This window comes from Gordonia westfalica (genome assembly GCF_900105725.1).
GTDB lineage: Bacteria > Actinomycetota > Actinomycetes > Mycobacteriales > Mycobacteriaceae > Gordonia > Gordonia westfalica.
The window spans coordinates 2,634,861-2,659,697 of sequence record NZ_FNLM01000034.1 but is presented as its reverse complement, the minus strand read 5'-3'; the positions used below and the strand labels follow the sequence as shown (position 1 = coordinate 2,659,697).

Genomic DNA, 24,837 nt, shown 5'->3' with positions numbered 1-24,837 from the left:
GGACTTGTCGGATCAGACCGCGTCGCCGCCGTCGACGCTGCCGAAGTCGCCGACCTCGACATTGCCCTCGTCATCGACGGCGGTGTCGAAGGTGCCGTCGCCATCGGTGTCGGCGACCGCGATGTCGGAGTAGCCGTCGCCGTCGGTGTCGGCCTCGATGACGTCGATCTCGCCGTCGGCGTCGGTGTCGGCCTCGATGACGTCGATCTCGCCGTCGGCGTCGGTGTCGTAGGCGATGGAGTCGGCCTGGCCGTCACCGTCGGTGTCGAGGACGGCGTCGGTGGTGCCGTCGCCGTCGACGTCGGTCAGTGCGGCGTCGACCGCGCCGTCGCCGTCGGTGTCGACGAGTACTGCGTCTTCGGGGATCTCGGTGCTCATGGTGTTTCCTTCCAGGGATGGTGTGGGTTGTGGTTTTTCGTGCTCTGGTTACTTGGAGACGAACCTGGCGGAGTTTGTTCCCTGGGAGGAGTCGATCATCCGATCAGAGGACCTGCCCGCCGATGAACACGTCGACGAGCATATCCGCGTAGCGGGTGGCCCACGCATATTCCGAATGGCCGAAACATCGGCCGGCAGAGAGCAATTCGTTAGCGGAGCACAACGATTGGCGGAGTCACCGCAGATCTGCGAGCAACTCCGCGAGGATCGACCGTGCCCGCGAGATCCGGCTGCGCACGGTCTGCAGGCCGATGCCCTGCGCCTCGGCGATCTCCGAATAGCTCAGTTCGCCGTAGACCCGTAGGACGAAAGTGGCCCGGTACGCGTCCGGGACCTGCGACAACGCCTCCTGGATGCGGTCGGAGACGACGACCTGCTGCGCGACGTCGAGCGAACTCACCGGGTCGTGATCGTCGATGTCGTCGGCGTCGGACCGTTTGCGGATACGCGCCAGCGCCGCGTTCGACCCGATCCGGTACAGCCACGTCGACAACTGTGCGTCGCCCCGGAAAGTGCCGATCGCACGCCACGCGGCGACCAGTGCGTCCTGGAGGGCGTCCTCCGCGTCGTGCTGGTTGCCGGTGATGCGTAAACAGATGGCCCACAGTCGATCCCGGTGCTGCTCGACGAGCGCGGTGAAGGCCTGCTGGTCGCCGGCGCGTGCGCGCTCGAGAAGGTCTGCGCCCGATCCGGATTCGTCGGTCCACGAAGACACCCCAGAAGTGTCCATCCTCAGAAGTCGTCGCCGAGGGAGGAGTCGTCGAAAGTCGTATCTCCGAATGACTCGTCGCTGACGTCGTCGTCGGTGCCGAAGACGTCCGGGCTGTCGAAGGTGTCGTCCCCGCCGGGATCGGCGCCGAGATCGTCTTCGAACCCCGCGAGCTCGGGATCGGGGGAACCGTCGGCGGATTCCCCGTCCAGCGGATCCGGGCCCGGTGCGGCGGTCAGGTCCTCGGTCGGTTCGTGGGAGGGATCAAAGGCGGTCTCGACCGCGGAATCCCAGGCCGCGGCGGGTACGGCCAGCTCACCGGGCGGGTCGCTCTCGCGCAACCAGGACTCGAGGTCGTCCCCGTCGAGGGGATCGTCCCAACTGGTGTCACTGTCGGTCATGGCCTTCCGCTCCTGCTCGGATCTGCGACGCGAGCGACCTCGGCCCGGATACCGTCATCCGGTCGACTGTCAGGGCGTCGACGGTGGTGGAGAATTCTCGTCACGTGACTAGGAGTGTCGGCGACGCGGGAATGTTCCCGGCGGCGACGACACAGTGCACTAAAACGAGGCAATGTCCGTGAACTGGAGGACCGATCGCGTGGAGCAACGCATGACCGTGCGGGGACGCGTGGAGCAGTTGCTCGACGAGGTCACCCCGCTCGCGCCCGACGCCACGGTGATCGGTTCCCTGCGTGCGCAGCTGGCGAACCCGCTCACGGTCGCGCTCGTGGGACGCGTCAGCGCCGGCAAGTCGACGCTGCTGAACGCGCTCGTCGGCGACCGCGTCGCGCCCACCGACCGCGCCGAGTGCACCAAGGTCGCCGCCCTCTACACCGAGGGCAACCCGCAGCGCGTCGAGGTCGTCGGCCTCGACGGCACCGTCACCGAGATCCCCGGAACCATGCGCGGCGATCTGGGCCGGCGTCCCGACGACATCGACCACGCGGTCGTCCACACCCCGTCACGCCTGCTCCGCGAACGGTTCCGGGTCATCGACACCCCGGGTCTGTCCGGGTTCACCGACACCGCCGAGATCGCCACCCGCCGGGTGTTCTCCGGAGAGAGCCGACTCCCGCGACCCGACGTCATCCTGTTCCTGCTCGACGACGCGGCGGGCCCCAAGGCCGACGAGGTGGCGTTCCTCTCCGACGCCGGGGCGTCGGCGCAGAACACGATCCTGGTGATCTCGCACGCCGACCTCATCGCCGCCGACAACCCGATGCTCAAGGCCCAGGAGATCGCCCGACGGGTCTGGCGGCGGTTCCCGGCGATCGCGGGTGCGGTGGTCGCGGTGTCGGGACTCATGGCCGAGGCCGGGGTCTGCGGGGTGACCGAACGTGAGACCGCGCAGATCTCCCGCCGAGGAGCCCTCGAATCGTGGGAGCTGCTGAGCATCCTCGACGGCGCGGCCCCGCCGCCACCGGGTCTCGACGTCGACCTGCTCGGCCGGCTGGAGGACCTGGTCGGAACGTATGCGATGGACGCCGGCGCCGACGTCGCCGGCCAGGGTGCGCGTGCGTATTGCGAATGGCTGCACCGGGTCTCGGGTATCGACGAACTCCGCCTCGCGATCGGCCGGCGCTTCCTCGCGGTCGGCGACATCCTCAAGGCACGCACGGTGCTGGCCGAACTGCGCGAGGCGGCGTACCGCAGCGCACGCCGCGATGCCTTCCTGGAGGCGATCGAGGAGGCCGAGACCGCTCCCGAGCTGCACCGGGTGCGCGAGGTCGCCGCGCTCGAGGCGCTCGCCCGCTGGCAACCGGACAGCGAGCTGATCGGCGAGCTGAACCTGGTCGTCGCGAGTCGCGATGTGCGCGTGCTGTTGTCGCTGCCGCCGAATGCCGCACCGCCCCAGATCGCCGACGCCGCACGGGAACGCGCCACCGACTGCCGCACCCGCCGTGCCTTCGCCGCGACGTCGGCCGAACGGGAGGCGTTGCTGGTACTCGAACAGACCTATCAGCTGGTGCGCCGCGGACGGTGGACCAATTGAGCCGGCCGGCAGTGAGACGAGGAGTGGCCCGATGAGTCTGGAGAAGACACCCGCCAAACCCGCCGCTCCCACCCCCGACGCCGTGCTGCGGACGGCCGTGGACATGCTGCGCAAACACGGCGAGGATGCCATCGCCGACCGTGCTCTGCGCGTGAAGGACCGGCCCGCCCCGCAGGGGACCGTCGTGGTGATCGGCGAGGTCAGCCGCGGCAAGAGCTCGCTGGTCAACAGCCTCGTCGGCGTGAGCGGACTGGCGCCGGTCGACACCGAGATCACCACCTCGGTCTACGTCCGGTTCACCCCGGCCACCGAGGATCTGCCGGTCGGTTCAGCACTCGTCGAGTTTCCCGGTGCGGCACAACGCATCCCGGTCGCCGACCTCGCCTCCTGGGTCACCGTCGGCGGCCGGAACGCGGCGGGCGTCCCCGCCGAACGCCTCGCCCCCGGCACTGCGGTCGATTCCGTTCTTGTGCCGCCGGTCTCGGCCCGCGTCGCCGTCGACTCGCCGTTGCTGCCCGGTGTCACCATCGTCGACACCCCGGGGGTGGGGTCGCTGGTCCCCGAACACGTCGAAGCCGCGGTGAGCGCGGCCCGCGGCGCGTCGGTACTCGTGATGGTGTGCGACGCGACCGCACCGCTGTCGGCCCCCGAACTCGCCTTCCTCGGCAGTGTCAGCGAGGAGGTCGCCTCGGTGGTCCTGGTGGTCACCAAGACCGACCTGGTGATGAGGCAGTGGCGAAGCATGGTCGCCGAGAACCGAAAACTGATCGGCGCCAACGCACCTCGTTTCGCACACATCCCGATCATCGGCATCTCCAACCGCATCGCCGAACAGGCCGCCGCCATCACCGACCCCGAACGCCGCGAACGGGCGCTCGCCGCGTCGGGCATCCCCGAACTCGTCGACGCCCTCACCCCGCTGGTGGCCGAGGGGGCGGCGTCGCCGGAACGCAATGCGCTGCAACTGACCTTCGCCGGACTCGACGACGTCCGCAAGCGCCTCGTCCTGGAGATGAAGGCCGCCACCGCGACCCCGGCCGAACGCGCCGACATCGAAGCCGAACGAGATCGCCTGCAGCGCCTCAAGGATCGACGCCGCGAGTGGCGCGCGCGGCTCAACCAGGACATCACCGCCGCGTCGTTGCAGACCGACGACCTGATCCGCGACCGCTTCGACAAGCTCCTCGGCCAGTGGTCGACGCGCATCGACAAGCTCCGCTTCTACGAACCGCACCGCGCCGGACAGGAACTGATCGGGCAGATGACCGTCGACCTCGAGGCCGCGGCCCGCGAGGTCAGCGCGTTCTTCGTCGCCGGGATCGAGCGGATCGCCGACAATCTCTTCGCCGACGCCACCATCTCCGGCGAGCTCGTCGACCGGATCTCCGGCAACGTGTCCGACCTCAAGCTGCGTGAGCAGGAGAAGATCTCGCCGTGGAAGAACATGGTCGACCCGGTGCTGCTGTCGATCGTCGCCGCCGGCGGTCCGCTGGCGATCATCCCGGTGGTCAACGTGGTGGCCGTACCCGTGTGGGCCGGTGTGGTGGTCGGGTTCCGGGCGTCGAAGGTCGGCAAGGAGAACCACCGCAAATGGCTGACCAAGGCGGTCAACGACATGAAGGCCGACGTCCGGTCCCAGCTGCAGTCGATCAAGTCCGAGGCGAGTGCCGACCTGCAGATCGCCTACGACGAACTGCTCGAACGTCTGCTCGCCGAGTCGACGAAGGTCATCAACGACGCCGCGGTGGAGGCCAAGAAGTCGGCCGCCGACCGGGAGAAGACCGCGGCCGACCTGCGCAACAAGATCGTCGCCGTCGACAACGTCCGCAAGTCGATCGCCCGGGTTCTTCGAGCGCCCACCGGATGAACGCCGGTCGGTTGTGTAACCATGTGCCTCAGGGCGGATGGTGGGAGGTGGCCTCGTGACGCAGGAGACCCGACGGCGACTGTGTATCGACTTCGGTACCAGCAACACGGCGGCCGCATACCGGGTCGGGTTGGCGGAGCCGGTCATCGTGCCGCTGGGGCAGAGTGGTCCGGCCATGCCGTCGGCGGTGTTCGCGGGCGAGGGCACGGTCGTCGTCGGACACGACGCCGTGCACCGCCGCGTGCAGGCTCCCGACGCGTATGAGGACTCCCCGAAGTCGCGGATCGACGAGGGCGAGATCGAGCTCGGCGACCGGTTCTGGCCGATCGAGGACCTCATCGGCGCCGTGCTGCGTCACGTGCACCAGACCGCGCTGCGCCACAGCGGTCTGCCCGCCTTCGACTCGGTCATCCTCACCCACCCCGACAAGTGGAGCGAACGACGCAAAGGCGTGCTCCGACGAGCCGCCGAACGCGCCGGGATCTCCGCCGACCGGTTGCGAATCGCCTCCGAATCGCTCGCCGCCGCTTGGTATTACGTCTACCGCGGGCACGACGTGACCGGCGATGAACGGATGTGCGTCTTCGACTTCGGCGCCGGCACCTGCGATGTCGCGGTTCTCATCCGTGCCGGGGCCGACGGCTTCACCGTCACCGGGTCGGGCGGCGACAACAACCTCGGCGGGCGTGACCTCGACGCCCGGATGATCCGCTGGGTGCACGACGAGGCCGCCGAACTCGACCCCGAGCTCTCGGCCCGACTCCGCGCCCCGGCCGCCGCCATCGCCCTCGCCGACCACGTGCGCGCCGCCAAGGAGGCCCTCTCCGACACCGCGCAGGCCGTCATCGAACTGCCCGGCACCCAGCGCACGCTGTTGCTCACCCGCCGCGAGTTCGAGTCGATGATCGCGCCGTTCGTGGAGCGGGCCGTCGAACTCACCCGGGATGCCATCGCCCGGGCCGACGCCGCCGGCACCGGACCCAAGGGGCCGGTCATCGTCTACGTCACCGGCGGCACCAGCAGCATCCCGATGCTGCAATCGGCGCTGTCGTCGGTGGGTCGCGTAGCCCGGATTGGCGACCCCAAGATCGTCGTCGCCCAGGGCGGACTCCTTCGCTCGACCAACGTGGACGTCGAGGAGGCCGGCGGTGTCCCGCAGAACGCGGCGCGCCCCACCGACCCGCCGCTGCCGGCGACCGCGGTGGACGCATCCGCCCGCCGGATCGCGTTCCCCACGGTCCCGCCCGGCACGGTGATCTCCGGTGTCCATGCCCGGAGCGGGCAGGTCGTGCGGGCCGGTGAGCCGCTCGCGACGCTCGATTCCCCGTCCGGCCGGCTCACGGTCGGCGCTCCGGTGGCGGGCACGTTGCACGGACTCGATCTGCGTCCCGGCGTCGTCGCCCAAGCGGGTGCGGTCTTCGGCGCCGTCGGTCCGGCCGATCTACGACCCGAGCAGTGGGCGCAACTGCACCGTGCGCCGGCCGGGCTCACGGCAGCGCAACCTCCGCAGCACACGCCACCGCCTCAGCCCCGCACGGCGCCGCCCCAGCCGGTCGGCACCCCGGCCGCCGGCCACGCACCGCCACATCCGGGTACACAGCCGGGCCACGCACAACCGCAGGCGCCGTACCCGCCGCAACCCGGCTATCCGCCTCCCGGACCTGCTGGTGGACAGCAGGTTCCGTCGTCGGGTGTCAACACGTACGGACTGGCCGGACTGATCGTCGGTATCCTCGGCTTCCCGCTCTGTCTCGGCACGATCGTCGGGATGGCGCTCACCATCATCGGCATCAATCGGGCGGAGGGGCGTCGCGACGCCCTGCTGATGGCCGCGCTCGGCGTCAACATCCTCGGCACCATCGCGTGGGTGGCGTTCGGGATCTGGGTGCTCGTCAGCGGCTGACGACCCTGACACACCCCGGCTGCGGGACTTTCAGCGCCGTTCCCGATGACCTTCGACTCCGGTTCGACGCCGACCCCACGACGACGATGAGAGGTGCCGGAGGCGTCGGTCCCCGAAGACCCCTCGGCGCCGTCGACATCCCTCGGAGTGCAGCCGTGACCACCTCGGAGTCGTTCTCGGTCCGCGATGCGGACGCCTCGCACAGGCGTGTCGGCTACTCGGTGAGCATCGCCGTCAACGCCGTGCTGCTGGGGGCGGTCCTCGGCTGGCCGGGGTGGGAGGCGGTTCCCTTCCTGACCGACGACTTCTCGCGGGTCCTCGGCTGGGTGGTCGCTCCGCTGATCGCCGCGATCGTCGCGAATGCCATCTATCTCGTCGCCGACCCGCCGCCGGTCAGGGCGCTGGGGGAGCTGGTCGTCAACGCATTCGGGCTGGCCGCGCTGGTCCGGCTCTGGCAGGTGTTCCCGTTCGACTTCGGCGACACCGCCGTTCCGTGGCCGACGATCGCCCGCGTCGTGCTCGTGGTCGGCATCGCAGGCACCGCGGTGGCGATGGTCGTCGTCATCGTCCAGACCGTTCGACAAAGGAATTCGCCATGACAGATTCACCGACCCGGCCGATCGATCCGAGCGCACCGATCGTCGTCGGCGTCGACGGCTCGGAGTTCGCGCTGAACGCCGTTCGCTGGGCGGTGGCGGCCGCATCCCGCGAGCGCCGCCCGCTGAAGGTGCTGTCCGCGGTCGGGCTCATCCCGTACGCGTACGCACCGACCGCGATGATGACCTCAGACGCGGTCACCGAGGCGATGCAGGCCGGCGCCCGGCGGGCCGTCGAGGACGCGACCGCACTGGCGCACGAGATCGATCCCGACGTCCGGGTCGAAGGCGAGGTCCTCGGCGGCTCCCCGGTCCTCGCGCTGCGGAACGCGTCCGCCGAGGCACACGAACTGGTCGTGGGCCGGCGCGGGCTCGGTGGAGTTCGCGGGCTGCTGCTCGGGTCCGTCAGCGACGATGCGGCAGTGCACGCGGAGTGCCCGGTGGTCATCGTCGGGGGATCGCCGCCGTCGACGGGACCGGTGGTCGTCGGGGTCGACGGTTCGCCGACGTCCACCGCCGCGATCGCCCACGCCTTCCGGCAGGCCGACCTGCTGCAGACGTCGCTGCTCGCGGTGCACGCGTTCGGCGGCTTCTCGGGCACCGCGTTCTACGGCCGCGAACAGATCATCCGGCAACTCCGCGACGAGGCCGAAGAGCTGCTCGGCGAGCAGCTCGCCGGATACTCGGAAGACTTCCCGGACGTCAAGGTCGAACGGCGCGTCGGGATCGCCTCTCCCGCTGACGAGATCGTCGACGCCGCGCAGTCCGCACAACTCGTCGTCGTCGGGACACGGGGCCGCGGCGGATTCCGTGGCCTCCTGCTCGGGTCGACGAGCCGGGCGGTCCTCCAGGTCGCGCCGTGCCCGGTGATGGTCGCCCACGCCGCACCCTGAACACCCTGAACACGCTTCACCCTGAACACCAGAGACCGGGAGGTTCGACGATGCGCACGGTGGTCGTCTACGCCAGCGCCCACGGGGCGACGGAGGGGATAGCCCGCAGGATCGCCGACGGCCTGCGCGCCGGTGGTGATCCGGTGGAGCTACGCGATCTGGGAGGTGCGCCGTCCGACCACGACGACACCCCGGTCGGTGGCGGCCGCCTCGTGATCGGTAGCGCGATCCACAACGGTCAATGGCTGCCCATCGCAGAGGATTTCGCGAAATCGGTGACGACGGCGTCGAACGGTCAGGTGTGGGCGTTCTCGGTGTCCTCGGTGGGCGCCACGTCGACCTTCCTGTCACCCCGGGTGGCGCGCTGGCTGCGTCCGCGGACCCCGCTGCCCCGGGCGGTCGCGACGCTCGACGCCACCGGGATCCTCCGCGCGCACCGTGTGTTCGCCGGTGCCATCGCCAAGGGCGACTGGCCGGGCATCGGTCGGATCGTGTTCCGCCTCATGGGCGGCCACTACGGGGACGCCCGCGACTGGGACGACATCGATTCCTGGGTACGGCAGATCCTCGACGACGAGGTGCCGGCGCCGGCCGACGGCGAGAGCTGAGCTCAGCACGGCACCGGACGCCACCACTCGTGCCCGTCGGATTCGCCGGGCACGCCGGCGAGCAGCGTTTCTCGCGTGCTGTCGGCGACGACGTGAAAGCGGATGGAGTCCCGCTGGGCGACCGCCATCAGCGGCCACCACAGGGCTCGCACGTAGTCGCCGGCGCTGTCGTAGCCGTCCCACTCGTACACGCCGCGATACAGGTTGTTGCCGTCGGCGGTCATCCACAACTTCGTCACGAATCCGTCGAATCCGGCGAACAGGATGGTGTTACACACGCTCTCGATGCGGAAGAGTCTGTGCGCGAGCCGATTCCCCTTCACCCACCGCAGCCGGAAGCAGACGATGAGGCCGGCCGGCTCGGTGACCGGGCCGTCGTGGAGGACGGTTTCCCGGTAGACCGCGGCCCGCGTTCCGTCGGCGAACGCGATGACGCGACCGATGTTCGACGACGGCTGGCGGAGGCGTCGTCGACGCAGGGATTCGACGACACCGGCCAGGCAGCGGCCGAAGGCCTTCAGGGCCTCCGGCCACGGGAGTGGTTGCGGGGTGGTCATCTCTTGCACCGTTTCTCGCCGGCGCCTTTCGCGGCGATCCGTGCCACCATTGCACGCCCGAATCCTCCCGGGGCTCTAGTGCCGAATGGCCTCACGCCGGTGATGGGACCTAAGGCCCCGACCTTGGTCCTCGTGTTCGTCACCGTTGGTCACTAGGGGTTGCCCCGTGAGAGGACGATCGTTGGGCCTATGACGTATGTGCTGCCTTTCGCGGAATTGGGACTCGAACAGGTGTTGCTCGTCGGCGGCAAAGGGGCGAATCTGGGCGAACTGGTCTCCGCCGGACTGCCGGTGCCGGACGGATTCGCCCTGACCGCCGACGCGTTCGCGGCGTCGATGGACGACGGCGGTGTGCGGGCGGAGTTGCTCGCCACACACCGGGAGGCGCTGGCGGCGGTCGGTGACGACGCCCGGCTGGCCGACCTGAGCCGCCGGATGGCCGAGATGGTGACCAAGGTGGGCATCACACCGCGGGTCGCCGACGAGGTGACCGCCGCGTATCGGACCCTCGGGCCGGAACCGGGCGGATCCGAGATCAACGTGGCGGTCCGGTCGTCGGCGATCGGGGAGGACGGCAAGGACGCGTCGTTCGCGGGCATGAATGCGACGTTCACCAATGTCGGTACCGAGGAGGAGCTGCTGGCCGCGGTGGTGCGGTGCTGGGCGTCGCTGTTCTCGCCGCGCGTGATCAGCTACCGCGCCGACAAGGGGCTGGACTCCGAACCGCTGATGGCGGTGGTGGTGCAGCGGATGGTGTCGTCGGTGACCGCCGGGATCGTCTTCACCGCCGATCCGGTCACCGGCAACCTCGACATCGTCGTCGTCGAGGCCGTCGCCGGACTCGGTGAGGCGGTGGTGTCGGGTGCGGTCACCCCCGACACCTTCCGGGTCTCGCGGACGGACTGTTCGATCCTCGAGACGAGTCTGGGAAACCAGGAGTTCCGGATCGTGCGGGGCAGCGACGGGCACGACACCCGTGAGCCGGTGCCGTCGGGACGGACCACGCCGATCATCGACACGACGACCGTGCAGACGATCGCGCGCATGGCGCTACGGGCCGAACGGCACTACGGACGGCCGCAGGACATGGAGTGGGCCATCGATGCGCAGGGCCGGATCTGGATCGTCCAGTCGCGGCCGATCACCACACTCCAGTCGACCGCGACCGCTGCCACCGATACCGCCGCTGCCACCGATTCCAACGCTGCCACCGAATCGTCGGGTTCGGTTCTACTGCACGGACTCGCGGCTGCCCCGGGGATCGCGAGCGGTGCGGTCCGCATCCTGTACTCGCCGCACGACGGTCACGAACTCGTCGACGGGGAGGTTCTGGTGGCCCCCATGACCGACCCCGACTGGTTGCCGACGATCCGGCGGGCGTCGGCCGTCGTCACCGATCGCGGTGGCATCACCTGCCACGCCGCCATCGTCGCCCGCGAGGTCGGTGTCCCGTGCATCGTGGGAACACGAACCGGCACAACCGATCTCGTGCAAGGAGCGATGGTGACCGTGGACGGCGGTTCCGGCGAGGTCACCTCCGGTGTCGCGGCCCGCCGTCCGGCGACGACCGTCGCGGCTTCCTCGGCACCCGCCTCCCATGCCGACGTGGTGACCGCGACCAAGATCTACGTCAACCTGGCGTCGGCCGAACACGCCGCCGAGGTCGGTGCCACCGACGTCGACGGCGTGGGACTCCTCCGGGCCGAGTTCATGCTGGCGGAGGCGCTGTCGGGGCGTCACCCGCGTGCGGTCATCGCGGCCGGTGAATCGGAGGCCTTCGTCGCCGCGATGGCGGACACCCTGGCCCGCATCGCGGGACCGTTCGGTACCCGGCCGGTGGTGTATCGGACAACCGACCTGCGCTCCAACGAGTTCCGCGGACTCGAGGGCGGCGAACAGTTCGAACCCGAGGAACGCAATCCGATGATCGGGTTCCGCGGCTGCTACCGCTACGTCCAGGAACCCGAGGTCTTCCGGCTGGAACTCGAGGCGCTCGCGAAGGCGCGCGAGGCGCATCCCAACCTGCACGTGATGCTGCCGTTCGTCCGGACCCGCTGGGAACTCGAACGGTGCCTCGAACTCATCGAGGAGAGCCCGCTCGGCACCCATCGCGGCCTGCATCGCTGGGTGATGGCCGAGGTGCCGTCGGTGCTGTACTGGCTCCCCGACTACGTCGACGCCGGCATCGACGGGGTGTCGATCGGCAGCAACGATCTCACCCAGCTGATCCTCGGCGTCGACCGCGACTCCGAATCCTGCGCCGAGCTGTTCGACGGCAGCGACCCGGCGGTCCTCGACGCCATCTCGACGATCATCTCCACCGCACGCAGATGTGGGATCACCTCCTCGCTGTGCGGGCAGGCGCCGTCGACCAACCCGGCGTTCGCGGAACATCTGGTGAAGATGGGCATCACGTCGGTGTCGGTGAATCCCGACGCCGTCGCCGCGACCCGGATGCACGTCGCCCGGGCCGAACGCCGGCTGCTCGTCGACGCCGCACTCGGTTCTGGGCATTGTGACCCTGTTGCGCGCGACTGATGAGGAGGATCGTGTACCTCACCGGCGCGTGTGCAGGCTGACGTGTCCGATCTTCGTCTGCCCTTCCGATCGCGGCGGTCTCCTGAGCGAACGGAGGATGGCAGATGAGAGCAATTGAGCGGGCCGCCGTCCGAGTGCACATCCTGGGTATCGGGCTGAACACCGATGTGTCAGACCGTCAGATGGCCGACGAACTGCAACGCCGGGGTTATCGCCTCCGGGCGAACGAGCTACGACTGGTCGTCGACGAACTCGTCGGCCGGGGGCTCGTCGGCGTGCGCGAGGCCGCCGCCGGATATCCGGGTCTACGGACCTATGAGACGACCCCGGCCGGGCGGATGTCCTGGGCCGAGGAATGCCGGGCATTGAGCAAACTCACGCACGAGGTCTTCGGGACGCGGTTGCCCCCGTTGCCCCCGCACATGGGAATCGACGACTCGCAGGCCTGGTTGTCGACGCGCGACCTCGAGGAGGTCGACGACGGCTGAACCGCCGGCGGCCGGGAGGTCATCGGTGACTGTCGATGTCGAGGTCGCGCCACTCGGCCTCCCACCGCCGCATCCGATGCCGGTCGGCGGCCGCCCGGACCAGCAGGACCAGCCCCCACCAGCCCAGAACGGTCAGCATCACGACGCCGAGCCCGGCCATGACGCCTTCCACCACGGCGTCGGTGGCGGTGCGCGGCGGGTCGGCGACCCGCTGCTGGTCGTCGAGCCAGATGATGCGGACGCGACCGACGCGGTCGGTCCGTTCGGCGTCCACCGCTGCGGTGACTCGTGCGCCGTCGGTCCGCCGCCAGACGACGATCGTCGGATCGTCGTCCTGCTTCGGTGGCGTGGTGACGGTGGCGCTCACCGAGTGGCGGGGTCCCTGCACGTCGGCGGTGGCCTTGTGCGTGGCATAGGTGTTGCCGCCGACGGTCAATGCGATGAGCAGTCCCGCCAGCGCAGACACCCAGAGTGTCAGCAGCACAAGTGTTTCCACCCGGTCCGTGGGTCGGACGAGCCGGTTGGAGGTGGCGTGCATCAGTCGCCAGCTGTGCAACTCACGGGAGAGGAACCGCAACATCCCGGGCTCCCGTCGAGGTCGTCGGTTCGTCCCCGCCCTGATCGAGCCGGAACGGCGGATACTCGTCGCGCATCAGCGCCGCATACGCCCACACCCGGTACTGCCAGCGGTTGATACCCATCGCGAAGTCGAACAGCCCGCGCGGGTACCTGCCGGTGAACAGCAGCGCCACCGCGGCGAAGAAGACAACCAGCACCAGCACCGGCGCGATGATCAACCGGCCATCGTCGCCGGCCTGCGCGACGTATCCGGCGGCCGCCGGGCCACCCAGCCACCCGCCGGCCAGCACCCCGAGGACGAGGTAGTGGGGGATCGCCAGCAACCACCACTTCACCAGCACCAGGCCGCGGGACAGCCGCTCCGGGTAGTCCACGTCGAAGTCGGCGGGGTAGTCGGTCCGACGCAGCGAGAAGGGCGGGTACCGGTCGGTGCCGAACGCGGAATGCGTGTAAAAGGCGACGCGCCAGTTCCACCGGATGACGCCGACGTTGAAATCGAACAGTCCCCGCGGATAGCGACCGGTGAACAGGATCCCGAAGCCGGCCACGACCGTGCAGAAGAAGAATGCGATGTCCAATGCGATCAGAACGAGGAAGTGCGGGATCGCCAGAAGCCATTTCAGCAGCCAGAGCCACCTCGACAGCGGCTCGTCGAGATGTCCGGTCAGCGTCACTGCGTGCACGTCTCGAGTCCTCCCGTCGAAGTCCCTGAATCGAGTGAAACCCGCCAGGCGCGGGAGGGGAAGGGTCTTCGGTGATGTGTGTAGGGCCGATCTGCCGACCGAGCCGGGGAATGGGACCCGGTCGGGGTCTTTCGCCCCATGTAATTAGACAAACTTCGCAATCTTCAGTCATTCGACTCACGCATTCGCGAAATCCTCGCTATTGTGATCGTGCGCTTCGTTAACGGCATCGAAGGGGGTGTCGGGGCGTAGGGGGTCAACACCGGGGTGGGCAAATCCACTTCGGAGCATCAATGGTCTACATGTGTGGAGGGCTCAGTTGACCAGTACTCTTTCTGTGCGCGCGTCTCGACGCGGCACCCGGAAGTTTCTCGAACCGTCGGCAATCGCCGAGGCCATCGCCATCGAGCAACACATCGTGTTGCGCGGATATCAGGCGCTGACTCACTATTCGTCCACTTTCGGACTGACCGAACATCTGGTCCGTGAGATCGACGATGCGACGCGACGCCACCAGGCGATCGTCGCCCAACTTCAGCGGATGCATGCCGATGCTCTTGCTGCGGAAACGATTTCGTCGGCACATCAGGAGGCGCTGGCTGCGCTGGGACTTCTCGAGCCCAGCCAGGGCGAAGCGGTCGGCGCCACGCCGCCGCGACCGGTGCAGGTATGCCACATCATCCAGTCGTATCCGGGCCGCCAGGGCGACCCCGAGTCGCGGGCGATCGTCTCGCTGGCCTTCCTGCTCGTCGCGGTGCATGCGCTGACCGATCCGACGAACTGCGGAACCGCCTCTCCTGCACTGAATCTGGTGCCGCCTCCGCTGCATCGCGATCGTGCGCTGCTCGACAAGGTGCTCAAACACGTGGTGGCCGCGTTCGACGCATCGTCGATCTCGGAGCTGACCGGGTTCATCGCCGAGGCCAGCGGGTCGTTCGCCGGCTGGTCGACGGAGACGCAACGCGGGCTGTCGGTGCTGCGCTACAACCCGCATGCGCTGCGCACGGCGTGCCGGAGCGTGGGACTCGGCGAGATCGACGTCCGTATCGCCGTCTGAATCGCCGTCTGAATCGGCGGGGTGAGCACCCGAGGAGTGGTTACCCTGGCGGGGTGACCACGTCGGTTTCGCAACGCTATCGGTGGCTGTTGCACGTCGATCTCGACCAGTTCCAGGTGTCGGTCGAGCGACTGCGCAGTCCGGAGCTCGTCGGTGTCCCGGTCATCGTCGGTGGCAACGGCGATCCGACCGAGGCCCGCAAGGTGGTGACCTGCGCGTCGTATGAGGCGCGGGACGTCGGCGTGCGGGCCGGGATGCCGCTGCGTGCTGCGTACAAGAAGTTGCCCGACGCGGTGTATCTGCCCCTGGACATGGGGGCGTACGACGCCGCGTCGGCCGACGTCATGGACGTGCTGCGCTCGACGGGACACCCCGTCGAGGTGTGGGGGTGGGACGAGGCCTACCTCGGCGTGAGTGTGCGGGGGGCCGAGGTGGACCCGTTCGACGACGACGCCGTCGTCGATCTCGCCGAGCGCATCCGTCGTGACATCTTCGACGGTTGCGGCCTGACGAGCTGCGTCGGCATCAGCGACAACAAGCAGCGCGCCAAGATGGCCACCGGTTTCGCCAAGCGGCCGCCCGGTGCCATGCCCGACACCGGGGTCGACGCGCCGCGCGTGTTCCTGCTCGACGACCGGAACTGGCTGGACCTGATGGGGGAGAAGCCGACTCGCGACCTGTGGAGCGTCGGGCCGAAGACGTCGGCGAAGCTCGCCACCAACGGCGTCGAGACCGTCAACGACCTCATCGCCACGCCCCGCGAGGACTTGATCGCCACCTTCGGTCCGCACCAGGGCAATTGGCTGTACGTGCTGTGCCGCGGCGGTGGCGATTCGACGATCACCGCCGAACCGTGGCTCGCCCGGTCGCACTCGAAGTCGCGAACCTTCGCGACCGACATCTCCGAACCGTCCGAGATGCGTGCGGCGGCTGCGGAACTGCTGCGCGAGCTACTCGACCAGGTGGTCGCCGAGGATCGTGTGCCGTTCCGTGTGGCCGTGACCGTCCGGACCACGACCTTCTACACGCGCACCAAGTCCCGGAAGCTGCCCGCACCGAGCCTCGACTTCGACCAACTCGAAGCCGTGGTCGCCGACCTGCTCACCAGGTTCGACATCGACCGTCCGGTCCGGCTCCTCGGCGTGCGTCTGGACCTGGTGACCGACGAGGAGGACGCGCCGGTGGCGTGACCTCGATACGCGGCGTGCAGGGATCACCCCGACGCAACAACCAGCGGCACAAGCTGCTCCGCAGCCGTCCACGCGCCGTGGTGGCCGATCATCATCGACTCCATCGTCTCGTTCTTCGACCGCGTGAGCGTCACGTCGTCCCGCGCCACCGCGACGACGTCCCCGATCCGACGCGCAACGGCGTCGGTCACCTCGGGCCCGAACCATCCCTCGTCGATGGTCTGCTCCCGCGAGACGACGTGCGCGGCATCGCCCAGATACCCCGACCATGCCTTCAGCACGTCCTCGCCAGCACCCGGAGCCGCGTACACGTGCCGTGCCCGCGCCTCACCGGCCACCGCTTCGACGCCGTCGAGAAGCCCTGGCGCGGTGTCGATGTCGATGGCCCGGTCGGCGGTGATCATCCCGTGGTCGCCGGTGACGAGCAGCGTTGTCCCGGAGGGCAACTCGGCGGCGAGGTCGGCGACGAGACGATCGACGAGCCGCAGCTTCTCCAGCCATGCTTCCGATCCGGGGCCGTGGATGTGGCCCGCCGTGTCGAGTTCGCTGTAGTACGCGTACACGAACCGCCGGTGGCGACTGCGTCCGCGCACGGCCGCCAGCACACCGTCGCGCACACCGTCGGGCGTCACCGCGGGCACATACTGGCCGGGTGCGCGGAACGCGGCCAGGGTCAGGCCGGTCCCGCGGAACTCGCCGGGCATCACATACGTCACCCGAACGCCTTCGTCCGCAAGCGATTCCAGGCTTCCGGGGTGGGTGCGCACCAGGGCCGGGGGATAGGTGACCAGCGCCGACGGTCCGTGCGCGTCGTCGAGACTCCAGCGCAGCGAGTTCAGTACCCGGCGCGTACCCCGAGTCCGACAGTCGTCGTCGGGCCGGAAGCTGTATCCGATGATCCCGTGCACGCCGCACGCCGCTCCGACCGTCAGGCTCAGGATGCTGGTCGCGGTCGTCGCGGGAAATCCCGCACGCAGCGTGGTCGCCGTCAGCTCACGCAGGGTCGGCGCGAAGTCCGCGTACTGCTCGAGCAGCGTCGCCCCGAGCCCGTCGATCAGCAACACCACCACCGAATCGCCCGGCGGCACAACGAGGTCCGCGCCATCGGACATGCCCAGGGCGCCAGAGACCGCAGGCAGGACATCGGCGAGGGTCTGCGGGTACCGCGCCCAGTCGGCGGGGGTCAGTTCGTCGGGAGTCGATTCGACGCTCACCGCACCCCCGAACCCGCCGGACCGAACACGTAGTGACCCGACCGCAGGAACCGCACCGACCGTCGGGCGTCACCCTCGAGAAGCAACGGCGACAGGGCGTCCCGCAGCGCGATCCGCCACCGCGCCGCGTCGAGCGGATGACTCACCCGCATCGCCTCGACGTCCCGCGGCAACGCCACCACCACCGTCGCGTCGGGGGTCACCCGTTCATGGTGGGCGACGGGACGCGACCGGTCGGAGTCGTCGATGACCGCCACCGCACCACCGGCGATCAGTGCCTCCGCGCTGCCGACACCATCCACGGCATCGGGTAGATCGGCATCGACCGCCCAAGACATCAGCACCCGATCCGAGTCGGCGTCGCCGCCCAGCTCGTCGCCGATCTCGCCGTAGAAGTCCTCGTAGTAGTGGACCGGCTCGGCTCCCAGCTTGGTGATGTTGAAGTACGCGTTGCGCGCGACCAGCGGATCGAAGGTCCACGTGATCGTCGACAGCCCGCGCGCCAGCGCCCACTTCCGCTGGTGCATCTTCAGCAGGTAGCCGACGTGGTGGCCGCGTCCGCGTCGGGTAACCCCGGTGATGTGGCTGTGCAGGGCCTCGCCGGCCGGCGCGGACAGGAACGCGACGCTACCGCCCGCCAGGTGATCGCCGATGAACGCGCCGGCGACGTAGTTGCCCGAATGCGACAACGCCCGCAGCATGTCGATGCCCACCGGGCGTCTCGTCGGGTCCGGCCGCCACACGTCGTCGAAGATCCGCATCAGTTCTTCGAGTTCGTCGGGAGACGACAGCTCGCGAACCTCGACAGGGCCGAACTCTGCTGGACGAACCTCGACATGGGCCGGTGACAGCGACATGTTCTCGATTGTTTCACCGCGGGCCGACGAGTTGGCCGGGTTGGCCGAGTCCGATCCGCGGGGACCCACTCCTTAGGATGGGGCCATGTCACGCACCGTCCGCACGCCCGACGCGTTCACGCGCGTCGCCGCGGCCGGTGCGGTGCCCGCAGTGGCGATCGCCGCGCACGGTGCCGCCGGCGGCCAGGCGCCCAGCTCGGGTGGCCTGGTGCTCACCATCGCGATCGGTGTGGTCGCGGCAATGCTCCTGCAACTGGCGACCCACCGCCGACGACTTCTCCCGGCCACCGCGTCGGCCGTCGGCGTCCTGACCGCCGCGCAGGTCGCGAGTCACTGGTCGCTCGCCGCCGACGCCGCACACGTCACCCACGACGCCCCGGCGATGCCGATGCTGCTGACGCACCTCGTCGCGATCCCGCTCAGTGCGGTGCTGATCGTCGTCGGTGCGCAGCTCCTGGCCGTCATCGGTTCGGTCATCGCGTCGCTGACGCCGCCCGTCGCGCTCCGTGTGCCGGGCGCACGCCCGATCTTCTGGACGCAACCCGCTGTTCTCGCCGGTCCCGCCGCCGGTGGTACCGGCGTTCGTGGACCTCCGCTCGGATTCTGACGCCGCGCCACCACACCGAACCCACGACGGTTCGGTGCTGTCGTGCGCGCGCCATGTACAGACATCCGAACTCCACGAAAGAACCCACATGAAGAACCTTGTCTCGACGCGGGCCACCATCGCCCGCCGGCTAGTCCTGCCCGCCGCCGCTGCCGCCGTGGTCGGCGCGGCCTCCCTGACCGGGGCGGGCGTGGCGTCGGCGCATGTCAGCGCCAACGCCCCGACCGTCACGCAGGGCGGATACGGCGTCGTCACGCTGGTGGTCCCCAACGAGTCCGACGCGGCTCCGACGACGTCGCTGCGCGTGACCCTGCCCGGCCTGAAGTCGGCACGCCCGGAGGCGATGAGCGGCTGGAAGTCGGTCGTCACCAAGAAGGACGACGTGGTCACCGAGATCACCTGGACCGCCGAACCCGGTTCGCCCGGAGTCCCGGTCGGCCAGTTCGCGCAGTTCCGGTTCTCCGGCGGCCCGTTCCCCGAGCAGGAGACCGTCACGCTGCCGACTCTGCAGACCTACGCCGACGGTGAGACGGCCGACTGGAATCAGCCCACCCCGGCCGACGGCACCGAGCCCGAGAAGCCCGCTCCGACGATCACCCTCGCGGCGGGCGGCGACGGACACGGCGGACAACACGCAGCAGCGCCCGGGACCAGCACCGACGCACCCCAGTCGCAGGCAACGGAGACGGCCCAGGCGGACTCCGCGGCCCGCTGGCTCGGCGGTATCGGCCTGGTCGTCGGCGCGCTGGGCACTGTCTTCGGCGTCGCGGCGCTGATGGTGGTCCGACGCAACGGTCGCGGCAATGCGTAAGCGGGCGGCGCTGAGCCGGCCGGTCCTGCTGGTCCTGGCCGCACTCGCGTGCCTGGGTCTGGTCGGAACCTGGTCGGCGCCCGCGGCGTCGGCGCATTCGCGTCTCGTGTCGTCCGATCCCGCCGACGGCGCGAGCCTGTCCGCCGGTCCTTCGACCGTCACGCTGACGTTCAACGAGGGCATCCAGTCCGCGTACGCGGTGCTCAACGTCGTCGGGCCCGACGATCACTTCTGGCAGTCCGGCGACCCGAAGGTCGACGGCAGCACGGTGAGCGTCGGCGTCCGTGAGCTCGGACCGGCCGGCAAGTACACGATCAACTACCGGGTCACCTCCGCCGACGGTCACGTCATCAGCGGGCAGCGCAGCTTCGAGCTGACGGTCGCCGGAAACGGTGAGCCGGGTGCGCTCGCCGATGCCTCCGCTGATCAGTCCGACGACGGAATCCCGGTGTGGTACTTCATCGTCGGTGCCGTCGCGGTTCTGGTCGTGGGTCTGGGTGTCGTGTTCTGGCTGACGCGACGCCCCAAGACACGGAGCTGACGCGTGAGGGTCGTGGCCGGTGTCCCGGTCCTGTTCGCCGGATTGTTGGTGAGCTGGTTGCTCGCCCGCCCCGACGGACCGGACACGGTGGCATTGCCCGCGACCCTCGCGCTCGGCGTCTCCGTGGTGGTGCTCGGTCTCGGCCTGCTGCCGACCATCGACGCCGAGCCGTCGTCGAAGTGGATCGGCGCACTCGCCGGTGTCTGGGTGGTGGCGACACTGATCAGCGCCTGGGTGCGGACCGCCGATCGCTCCGGCGCCGACGTGCTCGACGTGCGCGCCGGCGACTTCGGTGAGGTCCTCACCTCCGGCGCCTCCGAGATGGTCGCGCTGGTCACGGGCCTGCTCATCGTTGCGTGGGCGGTGCTCGACCTGCTGACCGAGGTCACGATCCCCGTCGTCGTGGTCGGGGCGCTCGCGGCGATCGGGGTGCTGGCCACCGCGATCTCCGGTCACGCCGGCAACAACGCACTCGGCCCACTCCTCGTCGGCGCCCACGCGCTGGCCGCCGCCTGGTGGTGCGGGCTGCTCGCCGCGATGGTGATGTCGGTGCGCGGCCGGTCCGGGTGGGCACGCAGTCTGCCGGTGTTCTCGCAGCGCGCCCCGTGGGCGGTCGGAGTGATCGCGGTGACCGGTGTGGTCGCCGCCCTCACCGAGATCGACGGGCCGTCGGCACTGTTCACCACCGGCTACGGCCGGATCCTGCTGGCGAAGGTCGTGATGCTGGCGGCCCTCGTAGGGGTCGCCATCTGGCATCGACGTCGCTGGGTGCCTGCCGCCGAACGCCACCGCGCGACCGAGGCCGCGTCGATCCGCAACGCTGCCGTCGAACTGGTCCTGATGGCCGTGGTGCTGGGTCTCGCCGCCGGCTTGTCGGCGACCGCGCCGTAGGAGCCTCCGACCCGTCCCGCCCGGAAGTGCCGGGCGGGACGGAGTCGGCTCCGCGGGTCGGATTCACTGTGGAGTTGTCAAGGAACGGATGCGGTCCCGGCTGATGTCCGGTGCCACTGCTGGTTGAGTAGGTGAGGAGCTTGCGACGAGCCGTATCGAAACCCTGCTGCGCGAAAGCTTCTCTGTGTCAGGCGGCGTCGTCGAGTCGCATGGTGCGGCGGTTGTAAGCGGGTAGCGCGGCGTCGGGGGTCGACGTCGGCGGGTGGGATCAGCCACGGATGGCGGTCGAAGCCGATCATGATGTCCCACCCGTTGTGATGGACCTGGGTGTGGCAGCGTTGACATAGCAGGCAGCCGTTGTCGAGTTCGGTCTCGCCGTTGTCGGTCCAGTGCTCGATATGGTGCACCTGCGTATGTGATGGTGGGGCACCGCATTTGATGCACTTCTCGTCGCGGATGATGATCGCCTTGCGCAGGTGTGGTGGGAACAGTCGTCGTTCGCGGCCCATCTGCAGGGGCACGGTTTCGCCGTCGATGATGATCTCGGTCAGGGTTCCGTCGCATGACAACCGTTTCGCGGTGGCTTGGGTGGTTGGTCCGGTCCAGGGCAGGGATGCGGGGTTGCCGCCGTCGGCGGGGATGGTGAGCAAGGTCTGGGTTCGCGGTGTGCCGATGGTGTCCATCGCCGCACCGATGGCGGCCTGGTCCAGCAGGGTCTCGAGGGCGTCGGCGCGTCGTTGGTCGGCGGAGCGTCGGTCAAGTGTGCCGTCGGGTTCGGGACGCGGCACGGAGCGTTCGTCGATCATCGCGATGAACTTCTCGCCGACGGTCTGGGTGACGTTGGCGTGGATCTCGACGCGACTGTCATCAGTCAGGTGGTGGGACAGGGTGTCGAGGGAGCGGTCGTCGCACGCGGGGATGCCACCCTGATCGTCGGCGATGGTGTTGCCGATGGTCTGCGCACGTTTCTGTATTTCGGTGGGTGTGGCACCGGATAGTGCTTGGGTGAGGAGTTCGGTTTCGTAGACGGCTCGCTCGTCATCGGAAAGCTGTGTGGGTGAGCGCTTCTCGATCACAGTCATGCCACGGACGATGGCGTCGACGATCTCGCCCGACAGGCGCCCGTCGGCGGCACACGCCTCGACCTTGCCCAGCATGCCGAGGCTGTCGGCGATGCGGGCGGTGCGGGTGGCGACTGCGGGCGGGAATCCCATCTCGATGAGCAGCCTGCGGGTGGTGGAGCCGGTCTTCTCGGCGACCTGTAATGCGTCGATTGGTGCTGTGTGCGTGCTGATCTGATGATCGACCACGTTGCGGATCAGTCGCCAGAACTCCAGCCGTTCGTATGTGAGGCGGCCGGTGGGGTCGTTGGCGGGTGGGGTGATCTCGATGAGGGTGTCGAGGATCTGTTCGAGCGGGGCCATGACTCCAATGTACTCGAACATACGTTCGACTGCGAGGTTTCTCCACAGCCAGTTCCTCGGTAATCGACGGCGTCGCAATGTCTTTCACATATGTGAACGATCTGGGCAATGCTGACAGCGCCGACTCCTACCCTCGGGCGCACCCTGCCGGCCGCCGACGACATTCGCAACAACGCCTCATGACGGCCACTCGCTCACCTATGGATGCGGGCAAACCCGTCACACGGCGCGAATCGTCGGCGACTCTTACGTCAACGCTGCCGAACTCACACACAACGGGTACTTCTGACAGCCGTGCTACTTCAACGCCCGTGACTGATCCCAGATCGCGAGCAGCTCGTCGATGATGTCGGTGGCCATGTGCAGGGTGCTGAGATGGCTCTCGCCGGGCAGTTCGAACAGCTTGGCGTCGGGCAGGAGCGACACCATGTGCTCGCCGTGGGCGTACGGGATGATGTGGTCGTGGTCGCCGTGCCACCAGCGCACGGGCACCTGGACGTCGGAGACGCGGAAGCCCCAGTCCCGCGCGAAGACGACGACGTCGGCGAACGGCGCTTCCATCGCCCGACGCCCGCCGTGGAGCAGGTCGTCGAGGAACATGGCGCGGAACTCGGGGCGCGCCAACAGTTCACGGTCGGCTTCGGGGGAGAAGTGGCCGTAGATGCTGATGGCCGGTTCGGCGATGGGTCGCGCGAAGCGGAGTGCCGTGCTCAGGACCTGCCCGATCTGCGACCCTGCGACACCGACGACCGGCGCCAGGAACGAGCCGAGTTTCATCGCGCCGCCGGGGATGCGGTCGGGGCCGACGGTCGGGGCGACGCCGCCGAGGATGCCCGCCGCGATCACCCGATCGGGCATCGCGTGCGCCACTCCGAGCGCGTACGGCCCGCCGCCGGAGAGGCCGATGATGGCGAACTCGTCGATGCCGAGGGCTTCGAGGACACTCTCGAGGTCGGGGGCGAAGTCGGCGATGGCGTCGTACCGGTACGGCGTCGACGCCCCGACACCGGGCCGGTCCAGCCCGATCAGCCGAACTTCCCGCTCAGCGGCATGCCCACGTGCTTCGACGGGGATCTGACGGCGCGCTCCGGGCGTTCCGTGGAGCCAGATGATGGCCCGTCCGGTGGCCGATCCGTATTCGGCGAAGCCGATTCGACGATCACCGTCGGCCACGGCGATCGACCCCTCGATTTTCGGACGGGCGATGTCGATCATGTGACCAGCATCTCACGTAGCGTTGTATGGGTGATCCCCGAGTTTCTCAACGGCGCCGCCAGAGCAGTCCGCCACGTCTTCACGCCGTACCCGGCCACGGACATTCCCCCGGGTCAGATGCTCGACCTTCCCGGTCGCGGACGCGCCTTCATCACCGATTCGGGTCCCCGCGACGCCCCGGCGGTGTTCCTGCTGCATTCGGTGCTGACCACCGGCCTGCTGTGCTGGTACCCGACCATCCCGGCGATCAACGACCGCTACCGGGTGATCACCCTCGACGCCCGCTGGCACGGTCGCGGCATCGAGTCGGACACCTTCGACCTCCGTGACTGTGCCGACGACGTGGTCGCCGTCGCCGACGTCCTCGGCATCGACCGGTTCATCGCCGCCGGCTTCTCGATGGGCGGCGGCATCGCCCAGCTGGTGTGGCGTCGTCATCCCGAGCGGGTGTCGGGTCTGGTGCTCTGCTCGACGGGCCCGTTCTTCAGCACCAACGACCCCAAGCACCGAAGGTCGTCGGAACGGACCGGCCGCATTCTGACGCCGCTCTACCGACTGCTCCCGCGCATCTCCGATAAGAGTCTCAACAAGACGACGTCACACACGTCCATCTGGGCGCTGCGGCAATTCTTCTCGACGCCGCTGTCGCATCTCGGCGAATTCGGAAACGGACTGGGCCAATTCGACTCCCGCAGTTGGCTCCACGAGATCGACGTCCCGACCGCCGTCGTGGTGTCCACCCGTGACCGCGTCGTCGAGCCCGAACGCCAGCAACTGCTCCTCGACGGCATCCCCGGGTCGCAACGCTTCGAGGTCGACGGCGGTCACGCCTGCTGCGTCCTCGGCGCGCGGTTCTTCATCCCGCCGTTCACCGAGGCGCTCGACGCGGTGAGTTCCCGTGCAGCGGTGCAGGTTCCGCCGACAGGGTGACCTCGATACGCGGCGTCCTCGCCGCGCTCGGTCGTCGCTACTCCGCCAGCGGGGAGACGGTCGGCTGGCGCCTCGGGCCTACTCTGCCAGAAGAAGTCGCTGGTTGAGTAGGTGAGGAGCTTGCGGCGAGCCGTGTCGAAACCACGCCGGCGCCAAACACTGTGGAGTTGTCAAGGATCGGATGCGGTCCCGGCTGATGTCGGGTGCCACTGCTGGTTGAGTAGGTGAGGAGCTTGCGGCGAGTCG

At 68.9% G+C, this 24,837-nt stretch carries 23 protein-coding genes and 2 pseudogenes; 15 read left to right on the top strand and 10 right to left on the bottom strand.

Annotation, left to right across the window (positions count from 1 at the left end):
- Positions 1–12: 12 nt before the first annotated feature.
- The 3 genes from BLU62_RS17520 to BLU62_RS17510 form a co-directional block, all read right to left on the bottom strand.
- Positions 13–378: a hypothetical protein gene (locus BLU62_RS17520; RefSeq protein WP_074851083.1), complete on the bottom strand. Its 366-nt coding sequence runs from the start codon at positions 376–378 to the stop codon at positions 13–15.
- Positions 379–613: 235 nt separating this feature from the next.
- On the bottom strand, positions 614–1,168 hold the full coding sequence (locus BLU62_RS17515; protein WP_074851081.1) for an RNA polymerase sigma factor: 555 nt from the start codon (positions 1,166–1,168) through the stop codon (positions 614–616).
- A gap of 2 nt (positions 1,169–1,170) precedes the next feature.
- The gene (locus BLU62_RS17510; RefSeq protein WP_074851079.1) at positions 1,171–1,548 is read right to left on the bottom strand and encodes a hypothetical protein; all 378 of its coding nucleotides are present in this window, start codon (positions 1,546–1,548) and stop codon (positions 1,171–1,173) included.
- 211 nt (positions 1,549–1,759) lie between these two features.
- Between BLU62_RS17510 and BLU62_RS17505 the strand changes: the two genes are divergently transcribed.
- The 6 genes from BLU62_RS17505 to BLU62_RS17480 all read left to right on the top strand — a co-directional run bounded on the left by BLU62_RS17505 (position 1,760) and on the right by BLU62_RS17480 (position 9,009).
- Positions 1,760–3,142, top strand: coding sequence for a GTPase (locus tag BLU62_RS17505; RefSeq protein ID WP_244278234.1), 1,383 nt, complete (start codon positions 1,760–1,762; stop codon positions 3,140–3,142).
- A gap of 31 nt (positions 3,143–3,173) precedes the next feature.
- Positions 3,174–5,009, top strand: coding sequence for a dynamin family protein (locus tag BLU62_RS17500; protein ID WP_074851077.1), 1,836 nt, complete (start codon positions 3,174–3,176; stop codon positions 5,007–5,009).
- Between the two features lie 55 nt (positions 5,010–5,064).
- A complete protein-coding gene (locus BLU62_RS17495) occupies positions 5,065–6,912 on the top strand; it encodes an Hsp70 family protein (protein WP_074852973.1) in 1,848 nt (615 codons plus the stop codon).
- Between the two features lie 155 nt (positions 6,913–7,067).
- The gene (locus tag BLU62_RS17490) at positions 7,068–7,511 is read left to right on the top strand and encodes a hypothetical protein (RefSeq protein WP_074851075.1); all 444 of its coding nucleotides are present in this window, start codon (positions 7,068–7,070) and stop codon (positions 7,509–7,511) included.
- On the top strand, positions 7,508–8,401 hold the full coding sequence (locus BLU62_RS17485; protein ID WP_074851073.1) for a universal stress protein: 894 nt from the start codon (positions 7,508–7,510) through the stop codon (positions 8,399–8,401). The genes BLU62_RS17490 and BLU62_RS17485 overlap by 4 nt, the downstream gene beginning before the upstream one ends.
- A gap of 50 nt (positions 8,402–8,451) precedes the next feature.
- A complete protein-coding gene (locus BLU62_RS17480; RefSeq protein WP_074851071.1) occupies positions 8,452–9,009 on the top strand; it encodes a flavodoxin domain-containing protein in 558 nt (185 codons plus the stop codon).
- Positions 9,010–9,011: 2 nt separating this feature from the next.
- On the opposite strand, the gene BLU62_RS17475 is transcribed toward BLU62_RS17480, so the two are convergent.
- Complete coding sequence (locus tag BLU62_RS17475) at positions 9,012–9,566, bottom strand: hypothetical protein (protein WP_244278232.1); 555 nt, start codon at positions 9,564–9,566, stop codon at positions 9,012–9,014.
- A gap of 189 nt (positions 9,567–9,755) precedes the next feature.
- Here BLU62_RS17475 and ppsA point away from each other — a divergent pair, with 189 nt between their 5' ends.
- Together ppsA and BLU62_RS17465 are read left to right on the top strand one after the other, a co-directional pair.
- Positions 9,756–12,104: a phosphoenolpyruvate synthase gene (ppsA, locus tag BLU62_RS17470; protein ID WP_074851067.1), complete on the top strand. Its 2,349-nt coding sequence runs from the start codon at positions 9,756–9,758 to the stop codon at positions 12,102–12,104.
- A gap of 104 nt (positions 12,105–12,208) precedes the next feature.
- Positions 12,209–12,592, top strand: a complete 384-nt coding sequence (locus BLU62_RS17465; protein WP_074851065.1) for a PadR family transcriptional regulator — start codon at positions 12,209–12,211, stop codon at positions 12,590–12,592.
- A 19-nt stretch (positions 12,593–12,611) separates the two neighbouring features.
- On the opposite strand, the gene BLU62_RS17460 is transcribed toward BLU62_RS17465, so the two are convergent.
- Both BLU62_RS17460 and BLU62_RS17455 read right to left on the bottom strand, forming a co-directional pair.
- Positions 12,612–13,172, bottom strand: coding sequence for an Rv1733c family protein (locus tag BLU62_RS17460; RefSeq protein ID WP_074851063.1), 561 nt, complete (start codon positions 13,170–13,172; stop codon positions 12,612–12,614).
- Positions 13,150–13,839: pseudogene (locus BLU62_RS17455) on the bottom strand (DUF4389 domain-containing protein); the annotation flags it as partial. The pseudogene BLU62_RS17455 and the gene BLU62_RS17460, both read right to left, overlap by 23 nt.
- 334 nt (positions 13,840–14,173) lie before the next feature.
- Here BLU62_RS17455 and BLU62_RS17450 point away from each other — a divergent pair.
- On the top strand, positions 14,174–14,911 hold the full coding sequence (locus BLU62_RS17450; protein WP_084811820.1) for a hypothetical protein: 738 nt from the start codon (positions 14,174–14,176) through the stop codon (positions 14,909–14,911).
- 53 nt (positions 14,912–14,964) lie between these two features.
- The gene (locus BLU62_RS17445; protein ID WP_074851055.1) at positions 14,965–16,101 is read left to right on the top strand and encodes a DNA polymerase IV; all 1,137 of its coding nucleotides are present in this window, start codon (positions 14,965–14,967) and stop codon (positions 16,099–16,101) included.
- Between the two features lie 23 nt (positions 16,102–16,124).
- Here the strand turns inward: BLU62_RS17445 and BLU62_RS17440 are convergent, their stop codons facing one another.
- Together BLU62_RS17440 and BLU62_RS17435 are read right to left on the bottom strand one after the other, a co-directional pair.
- Entirely contained in the window at positions 16,125–17,315 is a 1,191-nt protein-coding gene (locus BLU62_RS17440) for an alkaline phosphatase family protein (protein WP_074851053.1), read from the bottom strand.
- Positions 17,312–18,172: a GNAT family N-acetyltransferase gene (locus BLU62_RS17435; protein WP_074852972.1), complete on the bottom strand. Its 861-nt coding sequence runs from the start codon at positions 18,170–18,172 to the stop codon at positions 17,312–17,314. Before BLU62_RS17435 ends, BLU62_RS17440 begins: the two co-directional genes overlap by 4 nt.
- 85 nt (positions 18,173–18,257) lie before the next feature.
- On the opposite strand from BLU62_RS17435, the gene BLU62_RS17430 reads away from it, so the two are divergent.
- The 4 genes from BLU62_RS17430 to BLU62_RS17415 all read left to right on the top strand — a co-directional run bounded on the left by BLU62_RS17430 (position 18,258) and on the right by BLU62_RS17415 (position 21,022).
- The gene (locus tag BLU62_RS17430; RefSeq protein WP_074851051.1) at positions 18,258–18,779 is read left to right on the top strand and encodes a hypothetical protein; all 522 of its coding nucleotides are present in this window, start codon (positions 18,258–18,260) and stop codon (positions 18,777–18,779) included.
- A gap of 88 nt (positions 18,780–18,867) precedes the next feature.
- On the top strand, positions 18,868–19,590 hold the full coding sequence (locus BLU62_RS17425) for a YcnI family copper-binding membrane protein (RefSeq protein WP_074851049.1): 723 nt from the start codon (positions 18,868–18,870) through the stop codon (positions 19,588–19,590).
- Entirely contained in the window at positions 19,583–20,131 is a 549-nt protein-coding gene (locus BLU62_RS17420; RefSeq protein ID WP_074851047.1) for a copper resistance CopC family protein, read from the top strand. Before BLU62_RS17425 ends, BLU62_RS17420 begins: the two co-directional genes overlap by 8 nt.
- Positions 20,132–20,134: 3 nt before the next feature.
- Positions 20,135–21,022, top strand: a complete 888-nt coding sequence (locus BLU62_RS17415) for a copper resistance D family protein (RefSeq protein ID WP_074851045.1) — start codon at positions 20,135–20,137, stop codon at positions 21,020–21,022.
- 187 nt (positions 21,023–21,209) lie between these two features.
- Here the strand turns inward: BLU62_RS17415 and BLU62_RS17410 are convergent.
- Positions 21,210–22,446: pseudogene (locus BLU62_RS17410) on the bottom strand (HNH endonuclease).
- A 297-nt stretch (positions 22,447–22,743) separates the two neighbouring features.
- Positions 22,744–23,661, bottom strand: a complete 918-nt coding sequence (locus BLU62_RS17405) for an alpha/beta fold hydrolase (RefSeq protein ID WP_074851043.1) — start codon at positions 23,659–23,661, stop codon at positions 22,744–22,746.
- Between the two features lie 30 nt (positions 23,662–23,691).
- Here BLU62_RS17405 and BLU62_RS17400 point away from each other — a divergent pair, with 30 nt between their 5' ends.
- Complete coding sequence (locus tag BLU62_RS17400) at positions 23,692–24,591, top strand: alpha/beta fold hydrolase (RefSeq protein WP_208863640.1); 900 nt, start codon at positions 23,692–23,694, stop codon at positions 24,589–24,591.
- The last annotated feature ends 246 nt before the right edge of the window (positions 24,592–24,837 follow it).